Here is a 25,367-nt window from a genome sequence, read left to right as displayed (position 1 = left end):
AGTCTCGACCGGGCTTCCTTCGAAGCCTTACTCAAAATCTCTGTGGTGCAACCAACTCTGGTGGCTGCACTTGCTGATGCGTCACCTCGTGGTCAAAAAAGCCACGGGCTTCGCAACGGTGGGGTCGACTCGGAAAGTACGATCCGGATGTGCCTCAATCAAGACACGCTGGATGTTAATCAATTGCTTGAACTCAATTCCAGGCGCGTCGCAGCGGTCCGAGCGGCCCCTTTGGCGTCCAACTTGTATCCTTCCGAGGGGGCGAAGGATCCCGGGGACGAGGTCGATTTAGGAGAATATCTTTGCGTCGACTTCGTCGGGCCGTGTATTTTCGCTCGCTCGTATCATTGGCTCCCCCGCACTCCGAGGGTCCGATGAACAGGCCGGGCGCCAGGGATGAGTATCGAACAGTGCCGGGTTTTCATAAGGTCGTTGAGGTGGCAGAGCCATATGCAGGATGTGAAGCAACAAGTGGAGCCGGTGAAGGCCCGTGGGCTGGAAGGCGTCGTTGCACTCGAAACCTCGATCTCGTTTATCGACGGCCTCAAGGGGGAACTGATCTACGCCGGATACGACATTCGGGAGCTTGCCGGGAAAGTTTCGTTTGAGGAGGTCGGCTACCTGCTGTGGAGAGGGAGATTACCGAATCGGCGGGAGCTCGACGAGCTGATGCTTCAGTTGCAGGCCGAGCGCACACTGGCGCCCATGATCATGGATGTTCTCCGGGCCACACCGGAGGATGCCAATCCGATGGCCGCGCTGCGGACCGCCACGTCCGCCCTGGCACATTTTGATGCGGAAGCAGATGTGGCTTCGGCGGAGGCGAACTATCGAAAGGCGCTCCGGCTCACGGCACGAATGCCAACGATCGTCGCTACGTTCGATCGCTTTCGCAAGGGCCGCAAGCCCCTGAAGCCCATGAGGACCGGGTCGACCGCCCACGATTTCCTGTATCTCCTGAATGGTGAACCACCAGGCGAGGCCGCGGAAAAGACTTTTGATGTATGTCTCGTCCTTCACGCGGAGCACGGACTGAATGCGTCGACGTTCGCCGGCAGGGTCATCGGAGCGACGCTGTCAGATCTTTACTCGGCCGTAAGCGGCGCGATCGGGGCGCTGAAGGGCCCACTCCACGGAGGGGCGAACATTGAAGTGATGAAGACGCTGCTGCAGCTCGACGCATCAGGAAAGCGCCCGAGGGAGTTCGTGCTAGAGAAGCTTCGCAATAAGGACCGGATTATGGGCTTCGGCCACCGCGTCTACAAGACACTCGACCCGCGGGCCGCCATTCTGCGCGACATGGTAGAAGAGCTGAGCGAAGAGCGCGGCTCGCGCAAGTGGTACGACATGAGTGTCGAAATCATGGAAACCATGGAAAAGGAGAAAGGACTGTATCCCAACGTCGACTTCTTCAGTGCGTCAGTCTACTATATGCTGGGCATCGATATCGATCTGTTCACTCCCATCTTTGCGATGAGTCGTGTTACGGGCTGGACGGCGCATCTTCTCGAACAATGGAAAGACAACAGGCTCATCAGACCGCGGGCCGAGTACGTGGGAGCGCGCGGGCTCACTGTGGTACCGATTGACCGGCGATAGCTGTCATGCCCGCCGGTGAATCCCCTTCATTTCCAAGTCACCGCGAATTATTAACTTCGGAACGCATGTTTGAGGGGGACGACGGAACTTTCAGAAATTTTTGAAAGTTGGGTCCTTCAAGCTTTTCTGATTCCACGGGTCAATGTTCAGATATGGCCAGTTCAGGTAGGAAGCCAAAGTCGCTGTTTGATTCTCCCATCGTAAGGAAGCTGCTCACGGGTATCACGGGCCTTGCGCTCACGCTATTCGTGATCATCCACATGATCGGGAATCTGACCTTTTTCAGTGCAAACCCCAACGCGTACAACGAGTACTCACATACGCTGCTGAGTCTCGGGCCGCTCCTGTACATCGTCGAGCTCGGCCTGGTGGCCGTCGTGCTGGTACATATTGTGCTTGGCGTTCGGATCTACCTGGGCAAGCAGGCGGCGAGGCCCATCGACTACGCGGAATATCACTCAGCGGGAGAGCCAAGTCGGCAGACGATCAGTTCGCGGTCCATGATTGTGACCGGTGTGATCCTCGGCGCCTTCCTGGTATTCCACGTCATGTCGTTCAAGTACGGGCCGGGGCTCGCCGAAGGCTATGTGATTACGGCTGATGGCGTGATGATGCGCGATCTCAAGCGCCTGATGGTCGAGACCTTTCAGAACCCGCTATTCGCCTTCGGGTATCCAGCGATCATGATTCTGCTGGCGTTTCACCTCAGGCACGGAATCTGGAGTGCGCTGCAATCGCTGGGAGCGATGAGCCCACGTCTGACGCCGGTCGTCTACGCAGCCGGCGGGATTCTGGCTGCGCTTATTGCGATCGGCTTCCTCGTGCTGCCCCTGTGGATTTTCTTTAGCGGAGGTATGAGCTGATGAAGTTGGATGCGAAAATCCCCGCTGGGCCCCTGACGGATAAGTGGGACAACTACAAGAACTCCGTTCACCTTGTTAATCCTGCCAACAAGAGGAAGTACACGGTCCTGGTTGTTGGTACCGGACTGGCTGGAGGTTCGGCCGCCGCCACGCTCGCCGAACTCGGCTACAACGTCAAGGCCTTTTGTATCCAGGACTCGCCGCGACGGGCACACAGCATCGCAGCCCAGGGGGGTATCAATGCTGCAAAGAACTACCCGAACGACGGCGACACGATCTGGCGCTTGTTCTACGATACGATCAAGGGTGGCGACTACCGGGCCCGCGAAGCAAACGTGTATCGTCTCGCACAGGTGAGCAACAACATCATCGATCAATGTGTGGCTCAGGGTATTCCGTTTGCACGCGAATACGGCGGCCTGCTCGACAATCGTTCGTTTGGTGGTGCGCAGGTGTCCCGAACGTTCTATGCGCGCGGACAGACCGGGCAGCAGCTTCTGCTCGGAGCCTATCAGGCGATGAGTCGCCAGATCAACGCAGGCAAGATTGAGATGTTGACCCGGCAAGAAATGCTGGACCTCGTTGTCGCCGATGGCAAGGCCTGCGGCATCGTCACGCGAAACCTGGTAACCGGCGAAATTGAGAGACATGTCGGAGACGCCGTACTGCTCTGCACGGGTGGCTACGGAAATGTTTACTACCTCTCGACAAATGCGAAGAACTCAAATGTGACGGCCGCGTGGCGTTGCCACCGACGCGGCGCGCTGTTTGCCAACCCGTCCTTTACGCAGATTCACCCGACCTGTATTCCGGTGTCAGGCGACTACCAGTCGAAGCTCACGCTGATGAGCGAGAGCCTTCGCAATGACGGGCGCGTATGGGTGCCGAAAACGAAAGGTGACAAACGTCGCCCGACGGACATCCCGGAGGACGAGCGAGACTACTACCTCGAGCGCCGCTATCCCAGCTTCGGAAACCTGGTGCCACGCGATGTTGCGTCGAGAGCCGCCAAAGCCGAGTGCGACAATGGTCGAGGTGTAGGCGAGACGGGGCTGTCCGTGTATCTCGATTTTGCCGACTCCATCCAGCGCCTTGGCAGGGATGTCATCGAAGAACGCTACGGCAACCTCTTCGAAATGTATGAGCGCATCACGGATGAAAATCCGTATCAGGTACCGATGCGCATTTTCCCGGCCGTCCATTACACGATGGGAGGTCTTTGGGTTGACTACGAATTGATGAGCACGATTCCGGGGCTGTTTGTACTTGGTGAGGCAAACTTCTCGGATCACGGCGCCAACCGACTGGGGGCCAGCGCTCTCATGCAGGGTCTGGCAGATGGATATTTCGTGATTCCTTACACGCTGGGCGCGTATCTGGCCGGGGCAGAAGCCGGTGCCGTTACGACCGAACACGCGGCGTTCGCGGAGGTGGAGGAAGAGTCTACCGATCGTATTCAGAAGCTCCTGGCCATTAACGGAAAGAAGACCATCACGGAGTTCCACCGTGAACTGGGCCAGATCATGTGGGACTACGTCGGGATGTCCCGCGATCGCGCGGGTCTGCAGAAGGCCGCTGCCTCTATAGGAGAGCTTCGTGAGGAGTACTGGAAGAACGCGCTGATTCCCGGACGCCACGACACGTTCAACAAGTATCTCGAGTTTGCGGGTCGTCTGGCCGACTACCTCGAACTCGGTGAAGTGATGGCACTGGATGCACTGGACCGTGAGGAGTCTTCTGGCGGTCACTTCCGGGAGGAGCACCAGACTCCGGAGGGCGAGGCGCTTCGCGACGACAAGAATTTTGCAAACGCGTCGGCGTGGGAATTCACAGGTGACCTCTCCAGGCCGAAACTACACCGCGAAGAGTTCGTCTTCGAGAACGTCAAGTTGACAACACGCAGCTACAAGTAGCCACCGATTGAAAATCGTTATCGAGCTATGGCAGACACTATGACGATCAACCTGAGGATCTGGCGGCAGGATGGGCCGAAGGATCGTGGAGCGTTCAGGGACTACACTGTGCCCGATGCAAATCCGCACATGTCGTTTCTGGAGATGCTCGACGTGTTGAACGAGCGACTGATGAAGTCCGGCGAGGAGCCCATCGAGTTCGATCACGATTGCCGTGAGGGTATATGCGGATCGTGCGGAGTCGTCATCAACGGAACGGCGCACGGCCCGTGGAAGCGAACAGCGACCTGCCAGCTGCACATGCGGGAGTATCATGACGGCGATACCATCGTGATCGAGCCGTGGAGAGCGCAGGCATTCCCGGTGATCAAGGACCTCGTTGTCGACCGTACTGCGTTCGATCGGATCATGGCGGCCGGTGGCTACGTGTCTGTGAATACAGGTGGCGCGCCCGATGCCAATGCGATTCCGATTCCGAAGGCAGTGGCCGACGTCGCCTTCGATTATGCGTCGTGCATCGGTTGTGGCGCGTGTGTTGCCGCCTGCCCGAACTCCTCGGCATCCCTGTTTACCGGTGCCAAGATTGCACAGCTGGCGCTACTTCCGCAGGGTGAGCCCGAGCGCCGCCGGCGCGTGGTCCTGGCGGTCGATCAGATGGCCGAAGAGGGATTCGGAGATTGCTCCAACCATGCCGAGTGCGAAGCCGTCTGCCCCAAAGGAATCTCCATTTCGGCGATCGCCTCCATGCGGCGCGAGTACCTCAAGGCGATGGTGGCTGGGGAAGCGTGATCGGCCGCGCTCGACCCGTTCCCGTACCCACCTACGACCGTATCTTGAGTTGCTGACCGACGGCGATCTTCGTTGAACGAAGGTCGTTCCACGTCTTCAACTGGCTCACCGTCACTCCGTGCTTCGCGGCAATCCGGCCAAGTGTGTCGCCTCGCCGGACATTGTAGATAGTGACCTCTCCGGATGCTGCAGCGTCTGCCGAGAGGATCAGCTTTTGTCCCGGGTGGATGACAGAGCTCTTGAGGTTGTTCCACGCTTTGAGCGAGCTGACGGATACCCCGTGCTTCGACGCAATCCCTGCGAGGTTGTCTCCGCGTTTGACCGTGTACGTCGTAGCGCGACTCGACGCATCCGACTCGACATACAGATAGAGTTTCTGCCCGACCTTGATTCTGCTTCCCCGGATGTTATTCCAGGAGCGGAGTTGCCGCGCGGATGTCCGGTATCGCTCGGCGATCTCCCCGAGCGTGTCTCCCTTGCGTACGGTATACACGATTCGGGTTCGGCCCGCGGGCGGTTGTGATCGCTTCGCAGCCCGTTGTTGAGTCTGGCGTTTTTCGTTCTGCGACTGCTCGACGAGTCGTGCAGCGGTAGCGGGGATGTCGGTGGCCTCGGAGGCCGCAATGGGTCGGACCAATCGAGTCCCGTATCGCACAGTGACACCACCCTCAGAGGCCAGATCGCCACTCGCCGGCGCACCGTAGTCGCGCAGCGGAACGGCCAGCCGTTGACCCGGCCGGATGCGGGAATTCTTCAGCTCGTTGCTATGCATCAACTGACGCCATCCAACGCCATATCGGGATGCAATTTGACTCAGCGTCTCTCCACTTTTGACGACATGAACATCGAGCGGCCGTCGAGCCGACTGTGGCAGTTCACCATAGGCCTCAGCAAACGCGTCGTATGTGCCATAGGGAATCCGGACCCAGTAAGGTGTCTTCGACGGAGGCAACGTGGATCGGCGAAGCTCGGGATTCAGCGCACGAATCGCCGCCTGCGTTGAACCGGTCATCTCAGCAATCCTGGCCAGACTCAACGCACCGTACACGGGCACGTGGTGGTACTCGTAGGCAGGGCCCGTTTCGGTCTTCTCGATCTTGAAGACGTCGGGTTGTGAGATCACAAGTGCCGTTGCGATGAACATCGGTACGTAATTGCGGGTCTCCCTGGGGATGTAGCGGTACACGTCCCAGAACGTGGCCTTCCGTCCGAGGTCCCGTTCGACACGGCGCAGGTGACGGCGGAGCTTGCCCGGACTATAATTGTATCCGGCGAGCGCCAGATGCCAGTCGCCGAACATCTTGTACAGATCCTTCAGATGCCTTGCGGCGGCACGCGTCGACTTCTCCGGGTTCATGCGTTCGTCCACCCAGTTGTCGACGCGGAGACCGTAGTGTTTTCCCGTTGCACCGATGAACTGCCACATGCCTGCGGCACGCGCCCAGCTCCGGGCTCTCGGGTTAAGCCCGCTTTCGATCATGGCCAGGTACTTCAGTTCGTCGGGTACACCTTCCTCAGCAAAGATCTCCTCAATCATCGGCAGATATGTGTCCGACCGGGACATCCAGCCGTGGACGTGTCGCTCGGGCTCACGCATCAGGTAGGTGATACTCGATTCCACAAGTCGATTCATGGTCATCGGCACCGTCGTCGAGACGGGTCCGAGATTATTCAGGAGACTCACATCCTCCAGAAGGGGCTCCGAAAGCTCATTCATGGAGGCGAACATCCGCGTCCGAAATCCAAAGATGTTGCCGAGTGCCGGGGAGAGGGAATCGGTGGTGCCGTAGTAGTCCTCGTACTCTGATACCACGCTGCGAAACAGTTCTCGATACCTGGCAAGCGTGTCAACTCCGCTGGCCCGCGAAAGCCGCAGGAGGTCCTCAAGCGCCTCGTCGATCAGGGCCTCGACACTGCTGCTGTCCGCACGTGCATGTGCTGCAAGGATTTCGGCCTGCGACCGGTAGATGCTGGACATGAGCGAAAACAGCTCCTTCCGGGTGAAATCCTGCTCGTCAAGGGCTTCGTCGTCTGCGATTTCACCATCACCCGGGATTCGCTGGACGAGATCGATTGCGCGATCTGCGTCATCAGTGGTTCCGCTGGTCTGGGCCATGCCACGCGGAGGGAGACTGAGGACAAGTGCTGCAAGGAATAACCACGGATAGTACGTGCGCATGCTCTGGGGGGGTTAAGAAAAAGGGGGGGCGCTGGGCGCGTGTCGGGGTGCCCAACAGGGAAGGAATCGTCGTCGTCCGGTCAGGCTATAGAGGGATGTTACCGTGTTTCTTGCGAGGATTATTAACAACCTTGTTTTCAAGCATTCGAAGTCCGCGTGCAAGGCGCTCGCGCGTCTGCGACGGCAGAATCACGTCATCGATATAGCCGCGTTCGGCGGCGACATACGGATTCGCAAAATGACTCTGGTAGTCGTCGATGAAGGCAGCTTCGGTCGCCTCGGGGTCCGGCGACTCGGCAATCTGCTTTCGATAGATTATTTCGACGGCTCCGCGGGATCCCATCACCGCAATCTCAGCCGTCGGCCATGCGAAATTCAAGTCACCCCGAATATGCTTTGAGTTCATGACGTCGTACGCGCCACCGTATGCCTTGCGCGTAATGACGGTCATCTTCGGTACGGTGGCCTCGCAGAATGCATACAAGAGCTTTGCGCCATGCCGGATGACTCCACCCCATTCCTGATCCGTACCGGGCAGGAATCCGGGGACATCAACAAAGACGACAAGCGGGATATTGAATGCGTCGCAGAATCGTACGAATCGGGCGCCCTTGACGGCCGACTGAATGTCCAGCACGCCCGCCAGCACGGCGGGCTGGTTCGCAACGATCCCGACTGATCGCCCCTCGATGCGCGCAAAGCCGACCAGGATATTCTGGGCAAAGTCGGCGTGGATTTCAAAAAACGACTCGGCATCCACGACTCGACTAACAACGTCGTGCATGTCGTACGGCTTGTTCGGACTCTCGGGGACGAGCGTATCGAGCTCCATCGTGTCCGATTCGGACGGAGGTCGGTTCTCGAACCGGGGTGGCGCGTCCTCGCAATTCTGTGGCAGATAGCCGAGCATCTCCCGAATCGCAAGCAGGCACTCCGCGTCGTTCGGAGCTGTGACGTGTGCGACACCGCTCTTTCCGGCGTGTGCATCTGCGCCGCCCAGTTCTTCGGAAGTCACATCTTCCTGTGTCACCGTTTTCACAACGTTCGGTCCGGTGACGAACATGTAGCTCGTTCCGCGCACCATAAAAATGAAGTCGGTGATGGCCGGGCTGTACACGGCCCCTCCGGCACAGGGTCCCATGATCGCCGAAATCTGAGGGACGACACCGGATGCCAGTGTGTTCTGCAGAAAGATATCCGCATATCCACCGAGCGAATCGACCCCTTCCTGAATGCGGGCGCCGCCTGAATCGTTCAGTCCGATAATGGGCGCGCCGTTATCCAGCGCCAGCTTCATGATATCGATGATCTTCTGTGCATGGGCCGCACCCAGCGATCCGCCGAATACCGAGAAATCCTGCGAAAAGACGTAAACCAGTCGACCGTCGATCGTGCCGTAACCGGTTACGACGCCGTCGCCGTACGGACGATTCTTCTCCAGACCGAACTTGGTGATCTGGTGGCGGACGAACATGCCCATCTCCTCGAAGGAACCCTCGTCGAGAAGTATCTCGATTCTTTCACGGGCGGTGAGCTTTCCTCTTTCATGCTGGCGATCAATACGCTGCTTGCCCCCAGCTTCGAAGGCTTCCTGACGCCGGGAATTCAGGTCCTGAATCAGATGGCTCTCTTGGTCGGTCATCGCCTGGGCCGTGGTGAGTAGGGGTACTAAAGGTAGTCGCCAGCTACGGCGAGCGAAAGATTGTCATCAGCTACCCGCTTCCTTGACGCGGAAGCGAGATTCGACCGCATTTGTAAACGCGACCGCCTCGTCACTGTAGATATTCACCTGGAAGCGTTTGAAGACGCTCTCCGCAATGACGCGAGAAGCCTGGGGCCAGCTCTTGGAGTGCTGAAGCTCGTGGAGCACCTCTATATACGTTTGCTCATCGCCCTCGAACAGTTCAGCGATGAACGTGTCCCGGTTGCGGGTGCCGTCTCTGCCGAGTGTCCGGAATTCTATTTCGCGCTCCGAGACGTCAGGGTCGCCAGGCTCCGCTCCGGCGTGGTACTTCTGCCAGAGCGGTTTCTGTGATTCTTCCTCACTCGGACTCGATGGCCGGGGTGTGGTAGACGGTCCATTCACGGCGGCGGCGGCCGGACGCTTTTCCGACTCCGGTCGCACCGACAAATCCATGTGAGCCGAGAGAGGTTTCGCCGAGGAGACGATGGGCTCATTAAGGTTCTTCTGAAAGCGTCGCCACAGGGGTACATTTCCCGGATCCGTTTCGGCGTCTGGCGCGCTCTCAAAGATATCGATCTGTCTTTCTGTAAAATCTTCGTCCTCCGGACCGGCCAGGAGGTCTACGATTTCCTGGACGTTGACCGAGGTCAAGCTGGCAGCACGCAAAGACTCTGCCGCCGTAGTCTGTTCGACATCATCGAGGAGAGCGGTCGCGACTTCGATCGGAACATCACCTTCAACACCGGCAGTCGCCAGCAGCGATACAAGGGTTTCAAGGTCGCGATGCCACTCTGTTCGGCCGAAGTCAAACGTGATCGTGTCGTGAGCGCGGTCCACCATGGACATGAACTGATCACGATCGAGTTTCTGGGCACCGCCTTTTTTCAGGGCGCGGACGACGGCAGCCCTCAAAGGAAGGCCTGCGTGGTAGAGGCTCATCCGGGCGATTAGCTCAGGCTGGTCGAGCGTGTCGTCTGAGTCTCCAAACACGGCAGACACCAGGCCGCTTCGGGGCCGAACCGTATGCTCAATCGCTCTTCCGGTCGCCTCCCGAAGCACTTGCTCCCATTCTTCAGCCGGTACGACGGCGTTGGTGAGGGAGGTCGCAACATGCCGCTCGAAGGTTGCAACGGTATCCTCGACATTGTCCGTCCAGCGCAGATGCTCCGGGTGAGCCGACTTGAGTTCAGCGGCAGCTGCCTTTCTCGCGAGGTCGGCCGCATAGAGACCTACCGGTTCGGGAAGAGTACGGGCCTTCAGATCGGCCAGGGTGTAGGCTCGGTCTGGCGGGCAGGATTTTAGCAACTCCGCATGGAGTGCCTCGGCGATCGATTCGAACATCGGCAGGTGGGAATCTGTTCGACAAAGCGGGCCAGCGTTCGCGGGATCGCTATGTACGCCGGAACCGCAAGAATGTTATCGATTCTCTCTAGTTATCGCTGGTCATAATGAACAGCGGCTTCTGGTAGAATGTTTTGTAGTTGGGCCTTAGTCGGTCTTCGTTGTAGTATTTGTAGACGTCGACAACCTTGTGCGGGCTATTGACAACTTCGAGCGATACGGTATCATAAACGCCGTTGCGAATGCTTACCAGTCGGCCAGAAGTGCCTTCGAGGACCAGGTCCAGCGCAAGGTTTCCGAACGCCATCGGTACAATTGAATCCAGCGCGTCCGGGTCTCCGCATCTCACAAGGTAGCCGAGCCTCTGGTTTACAACGTTGATTCGCCGGCCATTATTGTACTTGGGCGAAAGCTCCTTGAGGCGCGTCGCAACCCGGTCGCCGATGCCTCCCAGTTTGCGATGCCCGTACTGATCCACGTCAGAGCCTTCGAACGACATGCTGTCGTCGTTCTTGATTTTTGCACCCTCTGACACGAGGACGACGGAGTAGTTGCTCGGGTGACGAGTCCGATCATAGGACAGCAATTCGGTAAGCAGTTCCATGTCGAACTCGCACTCGGGGATCACACATCGGTCGGCCGCGCCAGCCATGGTTGGCAGGAGTGCGCTGTAGCCGGCGTAGCGACCGAAGACCTCGAGCACGAGGAAACGTTCGTGCGAACCGGCAGTCGTCCTTAGAGTGTGCGTGAGTTCGATCGTCCGTGTGACACATGTGCCGAAACCGATGCAGTAGTCGGTACCGGGCACGTCGTTATCCATAGTCTTGGGGATCGCCACCACGTTGACGCCTTCCTTATGCAGTCTGTAGGCGTAGCTCAACGTGTCGTCGCCACCGATCGGGATCAGAAAGTCTATTCCCAGCCACTCGAGGTTCTTGAGAACGTCCTCGGTGATGTCGTTGATTTCGTCCGAGTACTTGTCCTGAAGATGCGGGGGCACGACGGCACCCGGGAGTTTGCTGGGTCGCGTTCGCGACGTGTGGAGAAACGTGCCACCTGTTCGTCCGGCGCGGTTCACGATTTCCTCCGTCAGAACACTGAAGTTGTCTGAGTTGTCGGCGTCCTTGTCGCGAACCATGTCAACGAGCCCTGCCCACCCCCGGCGAAGTCCGATAACACGGTAGCCTTCGCGGATTGCCCGTACGGTGACAGCACGAATAGCAGGATTGAGTCCGGGCACGTCGCCGCCACCCGTGAGAATTCCGATTGTGCCCTTCATGATGTTGCTGATTTTCAATCTCTGATTTTCGGTGCTAGCGACTCCAACCAACTAAACTAAGCATGGCGGCTCAGAATCACATCCGGTCGCAGGCGCGAGTATGGGTATGCAGGACGCACTATTTTGTCGTCGTGTCGGAGCACCCACCTTGCTTCCTGTCGTCATCATGTCCTCTGATCTAGCGCGAGCATTTAGTCGGCACGTAGCCTGGACGAGTGATTCACCCATCGGCGTGGAGGTCTTGTCCGCCGACGGCCCGTACATCCATCTGTCGGATGGCAGCAAGCTGGTTGATTTCATAAGCGGCATCGCAGTGTCCTCGGTCGGTCATAGGCATCCGCGCGTGGTCGAGGCCATTCGCGAGCAGGTGGATCGGCATCTTCATGTAATGGTGTACGGTGAGTTTGTATTGCGCGCTCAGGTTCGGTTTGCCGAGCTGCTGGCCATCCACCTTCCGCCGGCCCTTCAGGTCGTCTACTTTACGATGTCCGGCACTGAGGCAAACGAGGGCGCGCTGAAGCTCGCGAAGAAACACACGGGTCGGACGGGTCTCGTTGCATTCGAGCGATCGTATCACGGTGATTCACACGGGTCGCTTTCGGTCACGGGACGTGACGTGTACCGTGCGCCGTACGAGCCTCTGCTTCCGGGTGTGACGTTCCTTCCGTTCGATGATATGACGGCGCTGGATGCCATCTCCGAGGAAGCGGCGTGCGTCATCGTCGAGCCGATTCAGGGAGAGGGAGGGATTCGGGTGCCGTCGCACGACTGGATGAAGCGGCTGCGCGAGCGATGCACAGAGACCGGCGCCCTGTTGATCTTCGATGAGATCCAGACGGGCTTCGGCCGCACCGGAACCCTGTTCGCCTTCGAGGGCTTCGGTGTGGTTCCAGACATCATCACATTTGCCAAGGCGATGGGAGGGGGAATGCCGCTGGGTGCTTTTGTGGCGAGCGCCGGGATCATGGCCACCCTGCGCGATAACCCGCCCCTGTCTCACGTGACGACGTTCGGCGGCCACCCGGTGTCGTGTGCGGCTGCGCATGCAGCACTCGAAGTGATCATCGACGAACGACTCGCTGAACGAGCCAGTACTATAGAGCAGCGCGTGCGAGGGGCCCTCGGGCACACGCGGATTCGTGAGATTCGCGGCCGTGGTGCCATGCTCGGAATGGTGCTCGCAAGCCGGGAGATTACAGAGACCGTTGTACGCCGATGCCTCGAAAGGGGGATTCTACTGGGGTGGACGCTGCACTCAGATTCACTCGTTCGAATCGCGCCGCCGCTCAACATACCGTTCGACTTGTTGGACGAAACGCTGGTCACGATCTGCGCGGTACTTGATGAGGTAGCGTAGCGGCCGATACTGGACGGAACTAATTGGATGGACTCATGACTCACCTGCGCGACAAAGTCATTCTCGCTGCGGCGATCATTCTCATAGTCGGAGTTGCCGGCTGCGTCAGCACCCAGAAGCGGTTCGACCGGGGTGTGAAGGCGGAGCAGGCGGGACACTACGAAGAGGCCGCCGGACACTACATTCAGGTTCTTCAGAAAGAACCCGATTGGGAAGAGGCACTGGTCGGACTGCGTCGCACCGGCGCGATCGTAATCGAGAATCTTCTGGGAGAGGCATCACGACTCGAAGATGCCGAGAGGTATGTTGAGTCCGCCAACATGCTGGATCGCATTTCCGCCTTTCATGCGCGCGCGAACTCGGTACGTGCGGATCTGCAATTGCCGCCCGATTTCAGGAATCGGCGAGACCGTATGGAGGACCGTGCGGTGCGCAAGCTGCTCAGCGAGGCGGATCGCGCCCGGCTGGACGGCCACTGGGCCAAATCACTCGGGCTGTACGACCAGGCGCTGCAGCGGGGTCGCCTGACAGCGGCAGAAGTCGCGGAGGTCCGGGAGTCGCGCGTCCTGGTTCTGGCGGGCTGGTCCGAGCAGGCGCTGAGGGAGCGCTACTACAGGATTGCGTTCGACAAGGCTCAGCAGGCTCTGGATCTGGTCGGCGTAGAACACACACTGTCGCAACGCTTCTCCCGGGTGCAGGCTTCCGCATTGGAGGAGGGCTCGCGATTTGTCGCCATGTTGCCCGTGGCTGCGACCGAGGACGTGCGCCGCAGAACCGGTACGCTCTTTCTTTCCGATTTGAACGACATACTGGCGTACGATCACTGGGCGACGCCTCCACCCTTTGTGCTGGTGGCGGATCCGGTGGAGGTACGTCGGGAGATTCGATCCATGCTGGGCCGGTCCGGTCGGGTGGTCACGAAAGGCGAAGCTGTGGCAGTCGGCCGTGCGATGGATGCCGACTGGGTCTTTGTAGCGGATCTGGTCCGCTTCGATCGCGACCAACGGGAGCGGGATCGTGATCGCGTCAACGTCAAGACGCGTGGTCGTAGTCCGCTCGACACGAGCTACGTCTTGCGCAAAGTGCGCGTCCTGTATTATACGCGCGTCGAAGTACGCATCTATGACGTACGGTCCGGGCGAGAGCTTTACGACGGTCGGGTAGACGCATCCGCTGAGGATGGATTCGAGCGAGGCGAGTACGCGGGCGACTATCGAGACCTTGACCTCTCGGGTCGCGAGTTGTCGTACTTCGATTCGGAGGAGATCCGTCTTCAGGAAGATGCGCTGGAGGAGGCGATGGCGGATCAGTTGGCTGCGAAGGTGGCGGAAAGGGTATATTCGACCATGCTTCGCTGGATTCCGTAGGAACGAAGGACGTTCGGTATGAACTGGGTCAAGACCACGATTGTCGACGTCGCCGTGACGGCCTGTATCGTCGCGGCTGCCTTCATGGATGTGGAGTGGGCACGCTGGGTGATCTGGATTTACACGCCCTTTATTCTCCTGCTAAAAATCGGGGCATTCTTCGGACCCACCGTAGTCAAGAAAGGCGCGGCCAAGAAGGAGGAGGCACCCGAGTGGTTTTACCACCTGCTCTATGCCGCCAACGTTGTATTGCTTCTGGCGGCGCGCTGGTGGTTGGTTGCGGGCGGTTGGGCCGCCATCTGGCTCGTCTCTTATCTCGTGCTGCGAAGAAAGTAGGCGGTCCGTGGGTGTCCGCGAAGTGGCTGATTGCAGACAGGTGGACACGAGTCGATGCTGAGAACCTACTACACGTACAGAGCCCTTTCGGCAGAGTGGGACGAGGCCCTGCGTGGCGACAGCGTAGCTGCAATCTATTCTACAAGGAAGAACGAGGTGTCGATCGAGCTGGCGTCCGGCGCGGCACTCGTGTTTGGGTCTCGGGGCGCATTCCGCTACCTGTTTCGTTCTGATCGCTCCGGACGACCGCGGAGAAATGTGACGGGCCTGATGAATGACGGGGTGGGTGCGCGGCTGTCGGCTGTCCGTGTGGCGACGCGCGACCGTGTCCTGTCGATCGATCTGGCCGATGGACGCGAGATTCGATTCATGCTCTTTGGCGGCCGCAGCAACATGCTCCTCGTCAGGGAAGGCCTTGTCGTCGATGCGTTCAAAGATGCAGTCCGGCTTCGAGGCAAGACGGCTCCCGATTCGAGGCCGGCCGCACTTGTCGATTCTGCCGACAGATTCCTCGGGCTGGCCCGCGCTTCGAAGACACCGATCAAGGCCGTCACCTCGGGATTCAAGTTGTTTGACGCCGTCCTGGCGCGCGAGGCGCTTCACCGCTCCGGTATTTCGAAGGATTGCACGGTCGAAGAGGCGCTTGAGTCAGGAGGGCACCTGTACGAAGTAGCGCGCGAAATCGAGAGTCAGGTGGAGACTGCGAGTTCGGGTCGAATCTATAGACACGAGGACGGGACGATCGTCTTCTCGTTGATCGAGTTGAGCTATCTCGAGGGACACGAATTCGAATTGTTCGATGATGTGGATTCGGCGGTACGCGTCTGTTCCAGAATGATGTTGCGCGAAATGCGATTCTCGAAGGAGATCGGTCCGATTCGCAAGGCAGTCGGCGACCGGTTGCAGAAATCCGAGAGGAGATTGAAAGAGGTGCGGAGTCACCTGGCGCGGCCATCGCGCGCCGACGATCTGGAACGCTACGGACATCTTCTGATGGCGTCGGGCAGGGGTCAGGAGCAGGGGATCACGAAGCTCGAGATGCCCGACGTGTTTACTGAAGGAGAGACTGTATCGATACCTCTCGACGAGAGTCTGTCGGTCATGACAAATGCTCAGCGGTACTATGAGCGTGCACGAAGCAGCCGGGAGTCGCGACGCGTCGCGCGGGAAAGACTCGACAGGGCGAGCGACGACCTCGAGAAATTGCGCAGGACCGCCGCTGCTCTTGCACTGGTCACCGACATGGATGGTCTCGGCGAGTTCAGAAAGAAACACGCAGACGTGATCTCATCCAGAGGTAGTGCGGCCGCGAAGAGTCATGTACCATTTCGGCGCCATGCGCTGGCGGGTGGCTTTGAGGTTTACGTGGGGCGGAATGCTCGAGAGAACGATGAACTCACGTTCGGATTTGCACGGAAGTTCGATATCTGGATGCACGCGCGCGGTGTCGGTGGTTCGCACGTGGTGTTGCGGCTTCCGGGTCGGGAGTCAAAACCCGGTACTAATGTGATGGAGGCGGCCGCCTCGATAGCTGCGTACTACAGCAAGGCGCGCGGGAGCGAGCTCGTGCCCGTGATGTACACTGAGCGCAAATACGTTCGCAAGGTTCGTGGTGGCGATGCCGGCAAGGTGATCGTCGAGCGAGAGCAAGTCGTGATTGTCCCGCCGGCACTGCCGTCGACTTAGGGTCGGCAGCGGCTGACCGATGCTCACCTCTGGGCGTGTGGGTGGAAGGGATCGCACGGTGGCCGATAGTCGTCGGTTTTCGTTGCACGTTCGTTTGTCGGCGAGCGTCACTATTTTCCGGCCGCACCGGAATACCAGCAGAGGCAATCGGATATGTTGTGGTGGGAGTCAATCGTGCTTGGTCTTGTCCAGGGGCTGACGGAGTTTCTTCCGATTTCATCGTCGGGTCACCTTGTCCTGATCCAGTATCTGTTGGACATCTCAGGCGGTGCGGATGTGACGTTTGAGGTGTTCGTGCACTTTGGCACCGTTCTCAGCATCCTGACCGTGTATCGGCGAGAGGTCGGACGCATGGTCGTGTCCGTTCTCGATGCCGTCCGAACGCCCTCGACGGTAGCTACCGGCTACAGGGAAGACGAGTCCTTCAGAATGGCGATGCAGATTCTTGTCACGATGATCCCGACCGGGGTTGTCTACGTGCTGTTCAAGGACTTCCTCGAGGCCGCGTTTGGTGACCCGAGACTGGTTTGCTGGATGCTGATTCTGACCGGGATTCTGCTTGTCCTGACGGTACTGCGAAAGGACCCGAGTGGCGACATGACGGCGCCGAAGGCCTTTATCGTTGGAATCGCGCAGTCAGCCGCAATGATACCGGGGATTTCCAGATCCGGCGCCACCATCTGCACGGCGCTGTACCAGAACGTGAATCCCGAGCGTGCAGCCAACTTTTCGTTCCTGATGTTGCTTCCGGTTGTTCTCGGTGCCACCCTTATCAAAGCACTGGAATTATTCGAGTTGGGTATTCAGGCCGAATGGGTGCCCATATTGCTCGGTACTCTGGTGGCCTACGCGTCAGGCATTGCGGCAATCAAGATTCTGCTTAGCGTGATACGCCGGGGCAGATTGCAGTACTTCGCTATCTACTGCTTCCTCGTCGGCGGAATCGGCCTCTGGCTCATCCAGGCCTGATTCCCGCGGGTTTTCCCTGCTCCCCGGGCACAATTGCGGGCCGTCGAAGCCCCTTCGGATCTGCGAAAATAACTGGCTTTATCGGGTGGATCCGGGTAGAGTGACGGCGCAGCCAGGTCGCTCCCGCCTTGATCCATTTGAGGCGCTCCGGTACTGCTGCGGCGACCTGTCGGGCCAGGCGCAACGCCTTAAGAATTGGCTGTCTCAGTCGAATAATAGGGCAGTTGTAATCTCAATTTGATACGCCGTCCGGACGCCTACCAGCCGGTTGGCAGGCGGTTGTTCGCCGACCCACGATTATGAAGTTCAAGATCTACGTTGTTGACGACGACAGACACTACGCCCGCATGTTGAGCTTCCGGCTGGAGAAGAACGTCGATCATGACGTGCACGTCTTCAACCGCGGGGAGGAGATGCTGGAGCAACTTTCCGGCGAGCCCGACATGATCCTGCTCGACATCATGATGCCGGGCATCGGCGGCATGGAGACCCTCCGGCAGTTGAAGGAAGGTCATCCTGAAGTTCCGGTCGTGATGATCTCCGCCCAGGGTGTGATCGACGTTGCTGTCGAGGCGATGCAGGCCGGCGCGTACGACTACATCGCCAAGGGGCAGGACGAGCTTGTGAAGCTCGACGCCGTCGTGAAGAATGTTCGGGAAAAAGTTGCGATGGAGCGCGAGCTGAACAATCTCCGGGGAGAGGTCAAGAAGCGCTACTCGATCAGCGGACTTGTAGGGGAGAGCCCCGTCATGCAGCAGGTTTACAAGACCATTGAGAAGACGCTGAAGGGAGATCTGACGGTAGTCGTCCAGGGCGAGAGTGGTACAGGAAAGGAGCTGGTCGCTAAGGCTATACACTACAACTCCGCCCGGAAGAAGGGTCCGTTCGTAATCGTCAACTGTGCGGCCATCCCGCGTGAGCTGATGGAGAGCGAGCTCTTCGGTCATGAGAAAGGATCGTTCACCGGGGCACACGCTCGAAAGATTGGCAAGTTTGAACAGTCGGACGGTGGTACGATTTTCCTCGACGAGATCGGAGAGCTGGATCTGGATCTGCAGGCCAAACTTCTTCGGGCGCTGCAGTCGTATGATCTCACTCGGGTAGGCGGCAATGAGACCATTCACTTTGACACTCGCGTGATCAGTGCGACCAACCGCGACATCATGGCGAGGATTCGGGAAGGGAAGTTCAGGGAGGACCTTTACTACCGGTTGTTCCAGTTCCCGATCACGCTACCTCCGCTGCGCGAGCGTGGCCAGGACATTCTTCGATTGGCGGATTATTTCCTGAAGGAATACATCTCAAAACATCCCGAATTCAGCGGGAAGCACCTCTCGTCCAGCGCAAAGCGGTCAATTCTGGACTACGCCTGGCCGGGTAACGTTCGCGAGCTCAAAAGCGCTGTGGAACGGGCCGTTCTCATCGCCGACAGCGACGAAATGCAGGCCGACGATCTGATGTTGTTTGATCGCGTCGCCGTATCGCCGTGGATCGAGCGTGCCGTAATGGCACGTGCGGGTGAAGGCGGAGCGGTCGGGATGCAACCTGACAGGCCTCCGGTCAGTAAAGGTGCTGGAAGCAGTCGGATGCCCGCCTCGGCGGTGGTTCTTGGAACCGACGAGCAAGACATCATGTCGCTTGACGAACTCAAGAGGCAGGCTGTTGAGCGTGCCTATCAGCTATGCGAAGGCAATGTGGATCGTGCCGCGGTAGAGTTGGGAATTGGCCGCGCGACGATGTATCGGCTGCTGAAGAAATACGATATCATGCAGTAGCTGGCGTTGACCCCGGGGACGTGGTGATCGCCGATCAGGTACACCATGCGTCTCACATCTTACGAAAAGGGCGTCCAGCGGGAGATCGAGGACTGGCAGCGGACGGAAGGTTCACTCGTTATGCAGGCCGTCAACTGGGCCATGCAGCCGCTCGACTGGGTTGTTCGACAGGTGGTTTCTCCGGAAATCGAGGAGCAAGCCGATCAGATCGTGTCCCAATTCCTCTCGATCATCAATGATGCATCGGAGTGGACCCACAACACCGAGGACGTCATCGCGGAGGCGAAGGCCCTCGGGCTGGAGGTGGAACAGATCAGTGATCTGAGAAATCAGTCCATGGAGAAGTTGGACGAGCTGGCGCAGGGACGCTTCACGGAGAACGTCGTGATGGCGGCCATCGAAGGCGGCGGCGCAGGTCTGGGTGGACTCGTTTTGATCGCGGCGGACATCCCGCTGCTGTTCGGGATCAACCTCAGACTCATTCAACAGATCGCCGCGTGCTACGGATTCGAGTTGAGTGGCCCCGAGTTCCAGCCGCTTGTGTTGTCGGTATTCAATGTTGCTGCAACGGGAGGGCGCGAATCGAAGAGCAGCGCCGTCCGGGAGATCAGCGTTGCGGCGGCGGCCTTTGCGAACGATCTCGAGTACAAGGGCCGCGTCCGTGGATCATTCAAAGATCAGAATCGGCATGCCCCTCGCGAGATTGTCAAGAACGTCCTGGGCCGAAAGATTGCTCAGGCGATACCGATAGCAGGTGCTGCAGTCGGGGCCGGTGTGAACTACTGGTTTACGACCGAAACGGCGAACGCGGCGTATATGCTGTTCAGAGCTCTTCACATCGAGCGCAAGGACCGCGTCTAGGTCATCATTCATCATTGGTGGGAAGTTCGCGGGCCCTTGTTTCGCCCACAACGGCAGCGGGCTATTTTCCTTCCGCTTCGGACTCCGAGCCCGGAATCCGAAAATTTCAGTCGAACACGCGGTTCTTTCATGCCCCTTGTTGCCATCGTAGGTCGTCCGAACGTCGGCAAGTCGACCATCTTCAACCGACTCACGGAATCACGTGCGGCGATCACGCACGATGAGTCCGGCGTGACACGCGATCGGGTGTACGGCAATGCCATCTGGAATGGTGTCGATTTCGACGTCGTGGATACCGGGGGGTACGTCGAAGCGTCGACCGACCGGTTTGAGCAAGCGGTAAAAGAGCAGGTCGAGATTGCCGTCGACGAAGCTGACCTGGTCTTGTTTGTTGTGGATGTAAGGGCGGGCGTCACGGACCTGGACGATCGTGTGGCAGCGCTGCTCCGGTCATCGTCCAAGCCCGTAGTCGTGATGGCTAACAAAGCCGACAACGAGAAGCTCAGATGGGATGCAAGTGAGTTCTATTCGTTCGGACTCGGTGAGGTCTTTCCGGTCAGTGCTACCAATGGCACCGGTACGGGCGAGTTGCTTGACGACATTACGCGTCAGCTGCCGACTGAAGGAGCGTCGGTGGCGAAGTCGTCCGGTCCCAGGATCGCCGTCATCGGGCGCCCAAACGTCGGGAAGTCGTCACTCGTAAACGCCTTGCTGGGCGTTGATCGGACCATCGTTACTGAGGTCAGCGGGACCACGCGTGACTCCATCGACACGGTGATGAAGTATCACGGCCGTGAGATCACGCTCGTGGATACCGCGGGACTCCGAAGGAAAGCCAGGGTCCGCGAGAATATTGAATTCTATTCCGTGCTTCGTACCGAGAGAGCCATCCGGGAGTGCGACGTCGCCATTCTGCTCATCGACGCCACCGATGGATTGGAGGCCCAGGACATCAGAGTGTTGAAGGAGGCGGAGCGCCTGCGAAAAGGTCTGTTGATCGGAATGAACAAGTGGGATCTGGTGGACAAGGAGACCAATACGGCACGGGATGTGGAGCGTGCCATCCACGACAGATTGCAGACGCTCGATTACGTGCCGGTTGTGTTCATCTCGGCGCTGACCAAGCAGCGAACCCACAAGCTGGTGGATCGGGCGCTAGAAATTGTTGATGAACGTTCGAAACGAGTACCGACCAGCAAACTCAACGATACGATGCTGGCCGCAGTCGAACGGTCGTACCCGCCGACACACCGGAATCGGTTTGTTCGAATCAAGTACGTATCGCAGGTGAGTGTCGGCCCGCCGGTGTTTGCCTTCTTCTGCAACTATCCGGACGGGATACGGGAGTCGTATCGCCGGTATCTGGAAAACCAGATACGTGATTCGTTCGGATTCGAGGGTGTCCCGCTTTCAATCGTGTTTCGGAAGAAGTGAGGCGGGCGTCCGGCACCTTTAATATCCGTTGAAGATGTTGCACCCGTCCAGAAAGACAAAGTCAACGTTGATTCTTGTGTGACGGTCCCTTCAGAAAGCGATCCAACTGCCACGCGCTAATCGCAATCTCTGAATCTCGTCCAGATCTATCTGACGTGCAACAAGATCTCAAGGGATGATGCAAGGATTGCACATTTGACCTGGGCCCGGCTGGAATTTCATTCAAAGCTTCGAATGTCAAAACCCGTGGGCAGCAATTCCAGTCCGACTACACGGAGTACAGATGTATTCTATCGTATTTCCCTTTGACCTCGTGTTCTCCTAAGTCATCAAAGTAGATATCTCCGTTTTGAGATATCTGGTCTCGCACCGCTCGGGACAATAGCAGACGCTTTCCAAGAACGTGGGCTGCACTACATATCCGGGAGGCCGTATTAATCGTATCGCCGTGGTACGCGATCTCCCTTTTTGAGATACCGACCTCGCTGATCGTTACTTCTCCCAGGTGCAGGGAAGCCTTGAATGATGGGACGCTATTGTATTTGGTGAGATAGTAGCCCTTTCGACGCTCCACCATTGTCTCTGCCATGAAGAATGCATTCACACAATTGCTGTTCATGAGACCGTACTGTGGTTTCCACACAACCACAACTTCATCACCAACGTACTGAAAAACCTGCCCCCTTGATCGCGTGATCGCAGCATCGATATCCTTGAAGAAGTCTCCCAGCAAGGAGCTGAATCGTCTTGAACCGAGCTGCTCCGCCAACGTGGTCGCATCATTCAAGTCCAAAAACATGAAGATGCGCTCCTCGATTCTTGGTTTGTGATATCTGCCAGTTAGATAATTGAAGAGCACACCTTTTCCGAAGAATGACTTGAGTTGCCAGACGACTGTCGTTGCCAGCGTAAGGGACAGGATGTAGAGCACATTGACGTTCGTCAGGAAGTATTTCGTACTTATGTCGGCGAAAACCAGCGGGTCGCGAAGTGCCATCGAAGTCATTCCGATCTTGTTCAGATAGAGAAGGAGGACTCCGTAAATACCTACGAGGCTGACGGCGAAATAACAGGTCGTTCTTACCAGAAGGACGATCGAATAAGGAAAACGGCCGGCGAGCGGGTGGGAGAAGGCGATTTCTGCAGATCCCACGAGAAGTCCGATCAAGAAACCAGTCCACATTGTGTAGAGGACTGTTTCCGAAGTGCCCCACAACATGTGCGCCGCAGCACCAATCAGCGCCAGTGATATTCCGAACTTTATACCCAGGTACAAATAGGTCCTTAGTTCAGTCCAAAAGGTATGTCCCAGCATAGCAGCCTCACCGAAAGGCAATTTGAGTCATGTCTGGTTTGAAGTTCCTTAGTACTTCTGTGCACGCGCACCCACTGATCAAAACCTCCTCGTCACTGGCACGTGATATCTTGTCTGTAGGTCAGTCGTTTGGGATTTCTATCCTGATCGTAGTAGCTGATATACCACGTTCCATTCCTGTCGTAAATACTAGCATTTGTTCTGTTCATAACACCTCCTCCGATTACATATCAGTTGACCAATGTACTAGGAAGATCATGTGTCATCGTGTTGCAAGTAATGTCACATTACAGATCGATTTTCGATTTTTGACACACAATTATCCTTTCTATAAATATCATATCGCTTTGGCCAACAGCGAGCTAGACTGTCTGATGTTATCGAATACGTAATATCCGTTGAATACCCTGTTCCGCGGGCACGAAAAGGGTTCATTCAAGTTATTCCGGATAGTGTTAGATTTAGCGATCAAATCGACGCCGTCCTAATCATCAACTTCCTTCTGCCGCGATGCCAGGAACGCCTCTCAACACCGCGAAGAAGAATGAGCGCAAGCTTAACTTCTGGGAGCGGCTCTATCTTCCCGAGGTAGCCCGGGGTCTCGGTTACTCTTTCCGCAAGATGGTGAAAGAGCCGAGCTACACTGTGCAGTACCCGGAGGAGCAGTGGTACCCGCCGGACGGCTATCGGGGTCGCCCCGTTCTGGTCGAAGAGCACGGCCGTCCTCGCTGTGTCTCCTGCAATCTGTGTGCCCGCGCGTGTCCGCCGATGGCCATCTCGATGCAGTCGCAAGAGATTGAGGGACCCAAGGAGCGTGAGCCCGAGTGGTTTGAGATCAACATGCTCCGGTGCATCTATTGCGGATTCTGTGAGGAGGTGTGCCCGGAGGAAGCCATCGTGATGTCGAAGGAATACGACATGACGTTCCAGAATCGCGACGAAGCGATCTTTGGTCTCGATAAACTGCTTGTACCGATGGAGCGGATCGTAGACCGACTCGAGTTCCTGGAAATGGCACGCAACAAACAGTATGGCCAGAACTGGGACTTCCAGAAAGACAACAACATTCACAGCCTCAGGGACCGTCCGTTTCTGAAGTGGCTGGAAGATGGTGGTGCCACGGACGCTGCCGGATCCGCGACCCCGTGATGGTTCGTCGCGACGCGTCGCCGGGAGAGGACACGACATCCACGGAAAGATGGTGGAGGACGAGTTCTCCGCAGGAAGCGATGCTGGGTCAGCTCGCGGTTCTTGTCGACGAGGCCAACGCTCTTGCAACACTGCTGAAGGCGGTCCCGGATGAGATCATTCACGGTCGCCCTTTTGATGGTGTGCCGTCGATACGTGAGATGCTTGGCGGACTCGTCGATCTCGAAAGGGGAGTTCGACGTGCCAACCTTTCGCGGTTCCTGTCGGAGACGGAGGCCGAACTGGAGTCCGGCAATGTTGAGCCGGCCCGTCAGGAGGATGCCATTGATGTGGCTGAGATCCTGACGTCGTTGCGGGAATCGAGGGAAGAACTGATCGAGATTGCTCGTGAGGTGGCCCGTACGGCCTGGGATCGCACACGACGCCTTCAGGGCGAAGAAGTGACGCCGATTGAGTATTTGAATCAGGTGGTTCAGCACGACGCCCTCGTCCTGCGCCAGGTGGCCGAGCGCATCCACGAGTCGCTGCCGGCCGGCCTGCCCGGATTCACTGCGCACTGATCGGATTCGGTTCGGCGTTTTTCTATTTTGCCGACACATCGTCGGTGATGCATGTGCAGATCTTCCCACTGATTTGCACAATAATCGGGGCGACGAGCCGTTTTCTACGCCCGCCGACGCGCATTAACCTTCCGAGCATCCCCGTATGGCCCGTGGTGGTCAGACATACAGTCAGCTAGATACCTCCTTCCGGCGTCGAGACTTCGCGCCCCTGTATTTCCTGTACGGCGAGGAAGGGTTTCTGATTGACTCCTTGCAGGAGACACTGCTCCAGAATGCGCTCGAACCGGGCGAGCGCGACTTTAACCTTGACATTATCTATGGTGCCGAGGTGGAGGCACAGCAGGCCCTGGCAGTCTGCAGTGCCTATCCCATGATGGCGGCTCGTCGGCTCGTCATCGTGCGTGACTTCGAGAAGATGAAGGAGAATGCGCTGTTCAAGTCGTACGCGGAGCGACCGAATCCGACGGCCGTTGTGGCGCTTGTTTGTCGGGGGCGTCCCAATCTGAATGCCCACCCATACCGGGCATTAAAGGGAAAGGCCGTCTGGGCCGAGATTAAGCCTCTGCACGTCAACAAGATACCGGGTTGGATCGGGTCGTACGTCAAGTCAAAGGACCTGTCGATCACCCCCCGGGCGTGTGAGATGCTGGCCGACCTCGTCGGAACGGATTTGCAGGCGGCGACGGCTGAAATCGAGAAACTAACCTCGTTTATAGGGGAGCGGAGGCAGATTGAAGAGGACGACATCATCTGTGCGAGTGGACAGACGAGGGAGTTCAACGTGTTCGAGTTGCAGCGGGCCGTTGGCGAGGCGGACTATGAGCGGGCCGTCACCATTGCGGAACGATTGTTGCAACAAACATCTAATCCACGCGGGGAGTCGATTCGCCTTGTAACGATCCTGTCAT

Annotated in this window: 20 protein-coding genes; 15 read left to right on the top strand and 5 right to left on the bottom strand. The window is 57.9% G+C overall.

The window, feature by feature from the left end; genetic code table 11:
* Positions 1 to 396: 396 nt before the first annotated feature.
* The 4 genes from HKN37_00435 to HKN37_00420 all read left to right on the top strand — a co-directional run bounded on the left by HKN37_00435 (position 397) and on the right by HKN37_00420 (position 5,164).
* A complete protein-coding gene (locus tag HKN37_00435; protein ID NNE45105.1) occupies positions 397 to 1,599 on the top strand; it encodes a citrate synthase in 1,203 nt (400 codons plus the stop codon).
* Between the two features lie 152 nt (positions 1,600 to 1,751).
* Positions 1,752 to 2,462 (top strand): succinate dehydrogenase cytochrome b subunit, encoded by a 711-nt coding sequence (locus HKN37_00430; GenBank protein NNE45104.1) that lies wholly within the window; start codon positions 1,752 to 1,754, stop codon positions 2,460 to 2,462.
* Positions 2,462 to 4,375, top strand: coding sequence for a fumarate reductase/succinate dehydrogenase flavoprotein subunit (locus HKN37_00425; protein ID NNE45103.1), 1,914 nt, complete (start codon positions 2,462 to 2,464; stop codon positions 4,373 to 4,375). Before HKN37_00430 ends, HKN37_00425 begins: the two co-directional genes overlap by 1 nt.
* Positions 4,376 to 4,414: 39 nt before the next feature.
* Positions 4,415 to 5,164 (top strand): succinate dehydrogenase/fumarate reductase iron-sulfur subunit, encoded by a 750-nt coding sequence (locus HKN37_00420; protein ID NNE45102.1) that lies wholly within the window; start codon positions 4,415 to 4,417, stop codon positions 5,162 to 5,164.
* 31 nt (positions 5,165 to 5,195) lie between these two features.
* Here the strand turns inward: HKN37_00420 and HKN37_00415 are convergent, their stop codons facing one another.
* The 4 genes from HKN37_00415 to HKN37_00400 all read right to left on the bottom strand — a co-directional run bounded on the left by HKN37_00415 (position 5,196) and on the right by HKN37_00400 (position 11,647).
* Positions 5,196 to 7,343, bottom strand: a complete 2,148-nt coding sequence (locus tag HKN37_00415) for a LysM peptidoglycan-binding domain-containing protein (GenBank protein NNE45101.1) — start codon at positions 7,341 to 7,343, stop codon at positions 5,196 to 5,198.
* An 85-nt stretch (positions 7,344 to 7,428) separates the two neighbouring features.
* A complete protein-coding gene (locus HKN37_00410; protein NNE45100.1) occupies positions 7,429 to 8,985 on the bottom strand; it encodes an acyl-CoA carboxylase subunit beta in 1,557 nt (518 codons plus the stop codon).
* Positions 8,986 to 9,051: 66 nt separating this feature from the next.
* Positions 9,052 to 10,368: a hypothetical protein gene (locus HKN37_00405; GenBank protein NNE45099.1), complete on the bottom strand. Its 1,317-nt coding sequence runs from the start codon at positions 10,366 to 10,368 to the stop codon at positions 9,052 to 9,054.
* A gap of 88 nt (positions 10,369 to 10,456) precedes the next feature.
* On the bottom strand, positions 10,457 to 11,647 hold the full coding sequence (locus HKN37_00400; GenBank protein NNE45098.1) for an ATP-dependent 6-phosphofructokinase: 1,191 nt from the start codon (positions 11,645 to 11,647) through the stop codon (positions 10,457 to 10,459).
* Positions 11,648 to 11,813: 166 nt separating this feature from the next.
* On the opposite strand from HKN37_00400, the gene HKN37_00395 reads away from it, so the two are divergent.
* The 8 genes from HKN37_00395 (at position 11,814) to der (ending at position 21,432) form a co-directional block, all read left to right on the top strand.
* Positions 11,814 to 13,004: an aspartate aminotransferase family protein gene (locus HKN37_00395; protein ID NNE45097.1), complete on the top strand. Its 1,191-nt coding sequence runs from the start codon at positions 11,814 to 11,816 to the stop codon at positions 13,002 to 13,004.
* A gap of 35 nt (positions 13,005 to 13,039) precedes the next feature.
* The gene (locus HKN37_00390) at positions 13,040 to 14,371 is read left to right on the top strand and encodes a hypothetical protein (GenBank protein ID NNE45096.1); all 1,332 of its coding nucleotides are present in this window, start codon (positions 13,040 to 13,042) and stop codon (positions 14,369 to 14,371) included.
* A gap of 18 nt (positions 14,372 to 14,389) precedes the next feature.
* Positions 14,390 to 14,707: a hypothetical protein gene (locus tag HKN37_00385; protein NNE45095.1), complete on the top strand. Its 318-nt coding sequence runs from the start codon at positions 14,390 to 14,392 to the stop codon at positions 14,705 to 14,707.
* Between the two features lie 54 nt (positions 14,708 to 14,761).
* Complete coding sequence (locus HKN37_00380; protein NNE45094.1) at positions 14,762 to 16,393, top strand: DUF814 domain-containing protein; 1,632 nt, start codon at positions 14,762 to 14,764, stop codon at positions 16,391 to 16,393.
* A 153-nt stretch (positions 16,394 to 16,546) separates the two neighbouring features.
* Positions 16,547 to 17,362: an undecaprenyl-diphosphate phosphatase gene (locus tag HKN37_00375; protein ID NNE45093.1), complete on the top strand. Its 816-nt coding sequence runs from the start codon at positions 16,547 to 16,549 to the stop codon at positions 17,360 to 17,362.
* A gap of 299 nt (positions 17,363 to 17,661) precedes the next feature.
* Entirely contained in the window at positions 17,662 to 19,137 is a 1,476-nt protein-coding gene (locus tag HKN37_00370) for a sigma-54-dependent Fis family transcriptional regulator (protein ID NNE45092.1), read from the top strand.
* A gap of 33 nt (positions 19,138 to 19,170) precedes the next feature.
* The gene (locus HKN37_00365) at positions 19,171 to 19,998 is read left to right on the top strand and encodes an EcsC family protein (protein ID NNE45091.1); all 828 of its coding nucleotides are present in this window, start codon (positions 19,171 to 19,173) and stop codon (positions 19,996 to 19,998) included.
* Between the two features lie 129 nt (positions 19,999 to 20,127).
* Positions 20,128 to 21,432 (top strand): ribosome biogenesis GTPase Der, encoded by a 1,305-nt coding sequence (der, locus tag HKN37_00360; GenBank protein NNE45090.1) that lies wholly within the window; start codon positions 20,128 to 20,130, stop codon positions 21,430 to 21,432.
* 268 nt (positions 21,433 to 21,700) lie between these two features.
* Here der and HKN37_00355 read toward each other — a convergent pair whose 3' ends face one another.
* A complete protein-coding gene (locus HKN37_00355; GenBank protein NNE45089.1) occupies positions 21,701 to 22,708 on the bottom strand; it encodes an adenylate/guanylate cyclase domain-containing protein in 1,008 nt (335 codons plus the stop codon).
* A 549-nt stretch (positions 22,709 to 23,257) separates the two neighbouring features.
* Between HKN37_00355 and HKN37_00350 the strand changes: the two genes are divergently transcribed.
* The 3 genes from HKN37_00350 to holA all read left to right on the top strand — a co-directional run.
* Positions 23,258 to 23,896 (top strand): NADH-quinone oxidoreductase subunit I, encoded by a 639-nt coding sequence (locus HKN37_00350; protein NNE45088.1) that lies wholly within the window; start codon positions 23,258 to 23,260, stop codon positions 23,894 to 23,896.
* A complete protein-coding gene (locus tag HKN37_00345; GenBank protein NNE45087.1) occupies positions 23,896 to 24,456 on the top strand; it encodes a DinB family protein in 561 nt (186 codons plus the stop codon). Before HKN37_00350 ends, HKN37_00345 begins: the two co-directional genes overlap by 1 nt.
* A gap of 145 nt (positions 24,457 to 24,601) precedes the next feature.
* Positions 24,602 to 25,367 (top strand): DNA polymerase III subunit delta (gene holA, locus HKN37_00340; GenBank protein ID NNE45086.1); only part of this gene is annotated, 766 nt, incomplete at its 3' end.

The organism is Rhodothermales bacterium (assembly GCA_013002345.1).
Lineage (GTDB): Bacteria > Bacteroidota > Rhodothermia > Rhodothermales > JABDKH01 > JABDKH01.
Note: the sequence above shows the minus strand (reverse complement) of the source record. Positions and strands in the feature narration are given on the sequence as shown.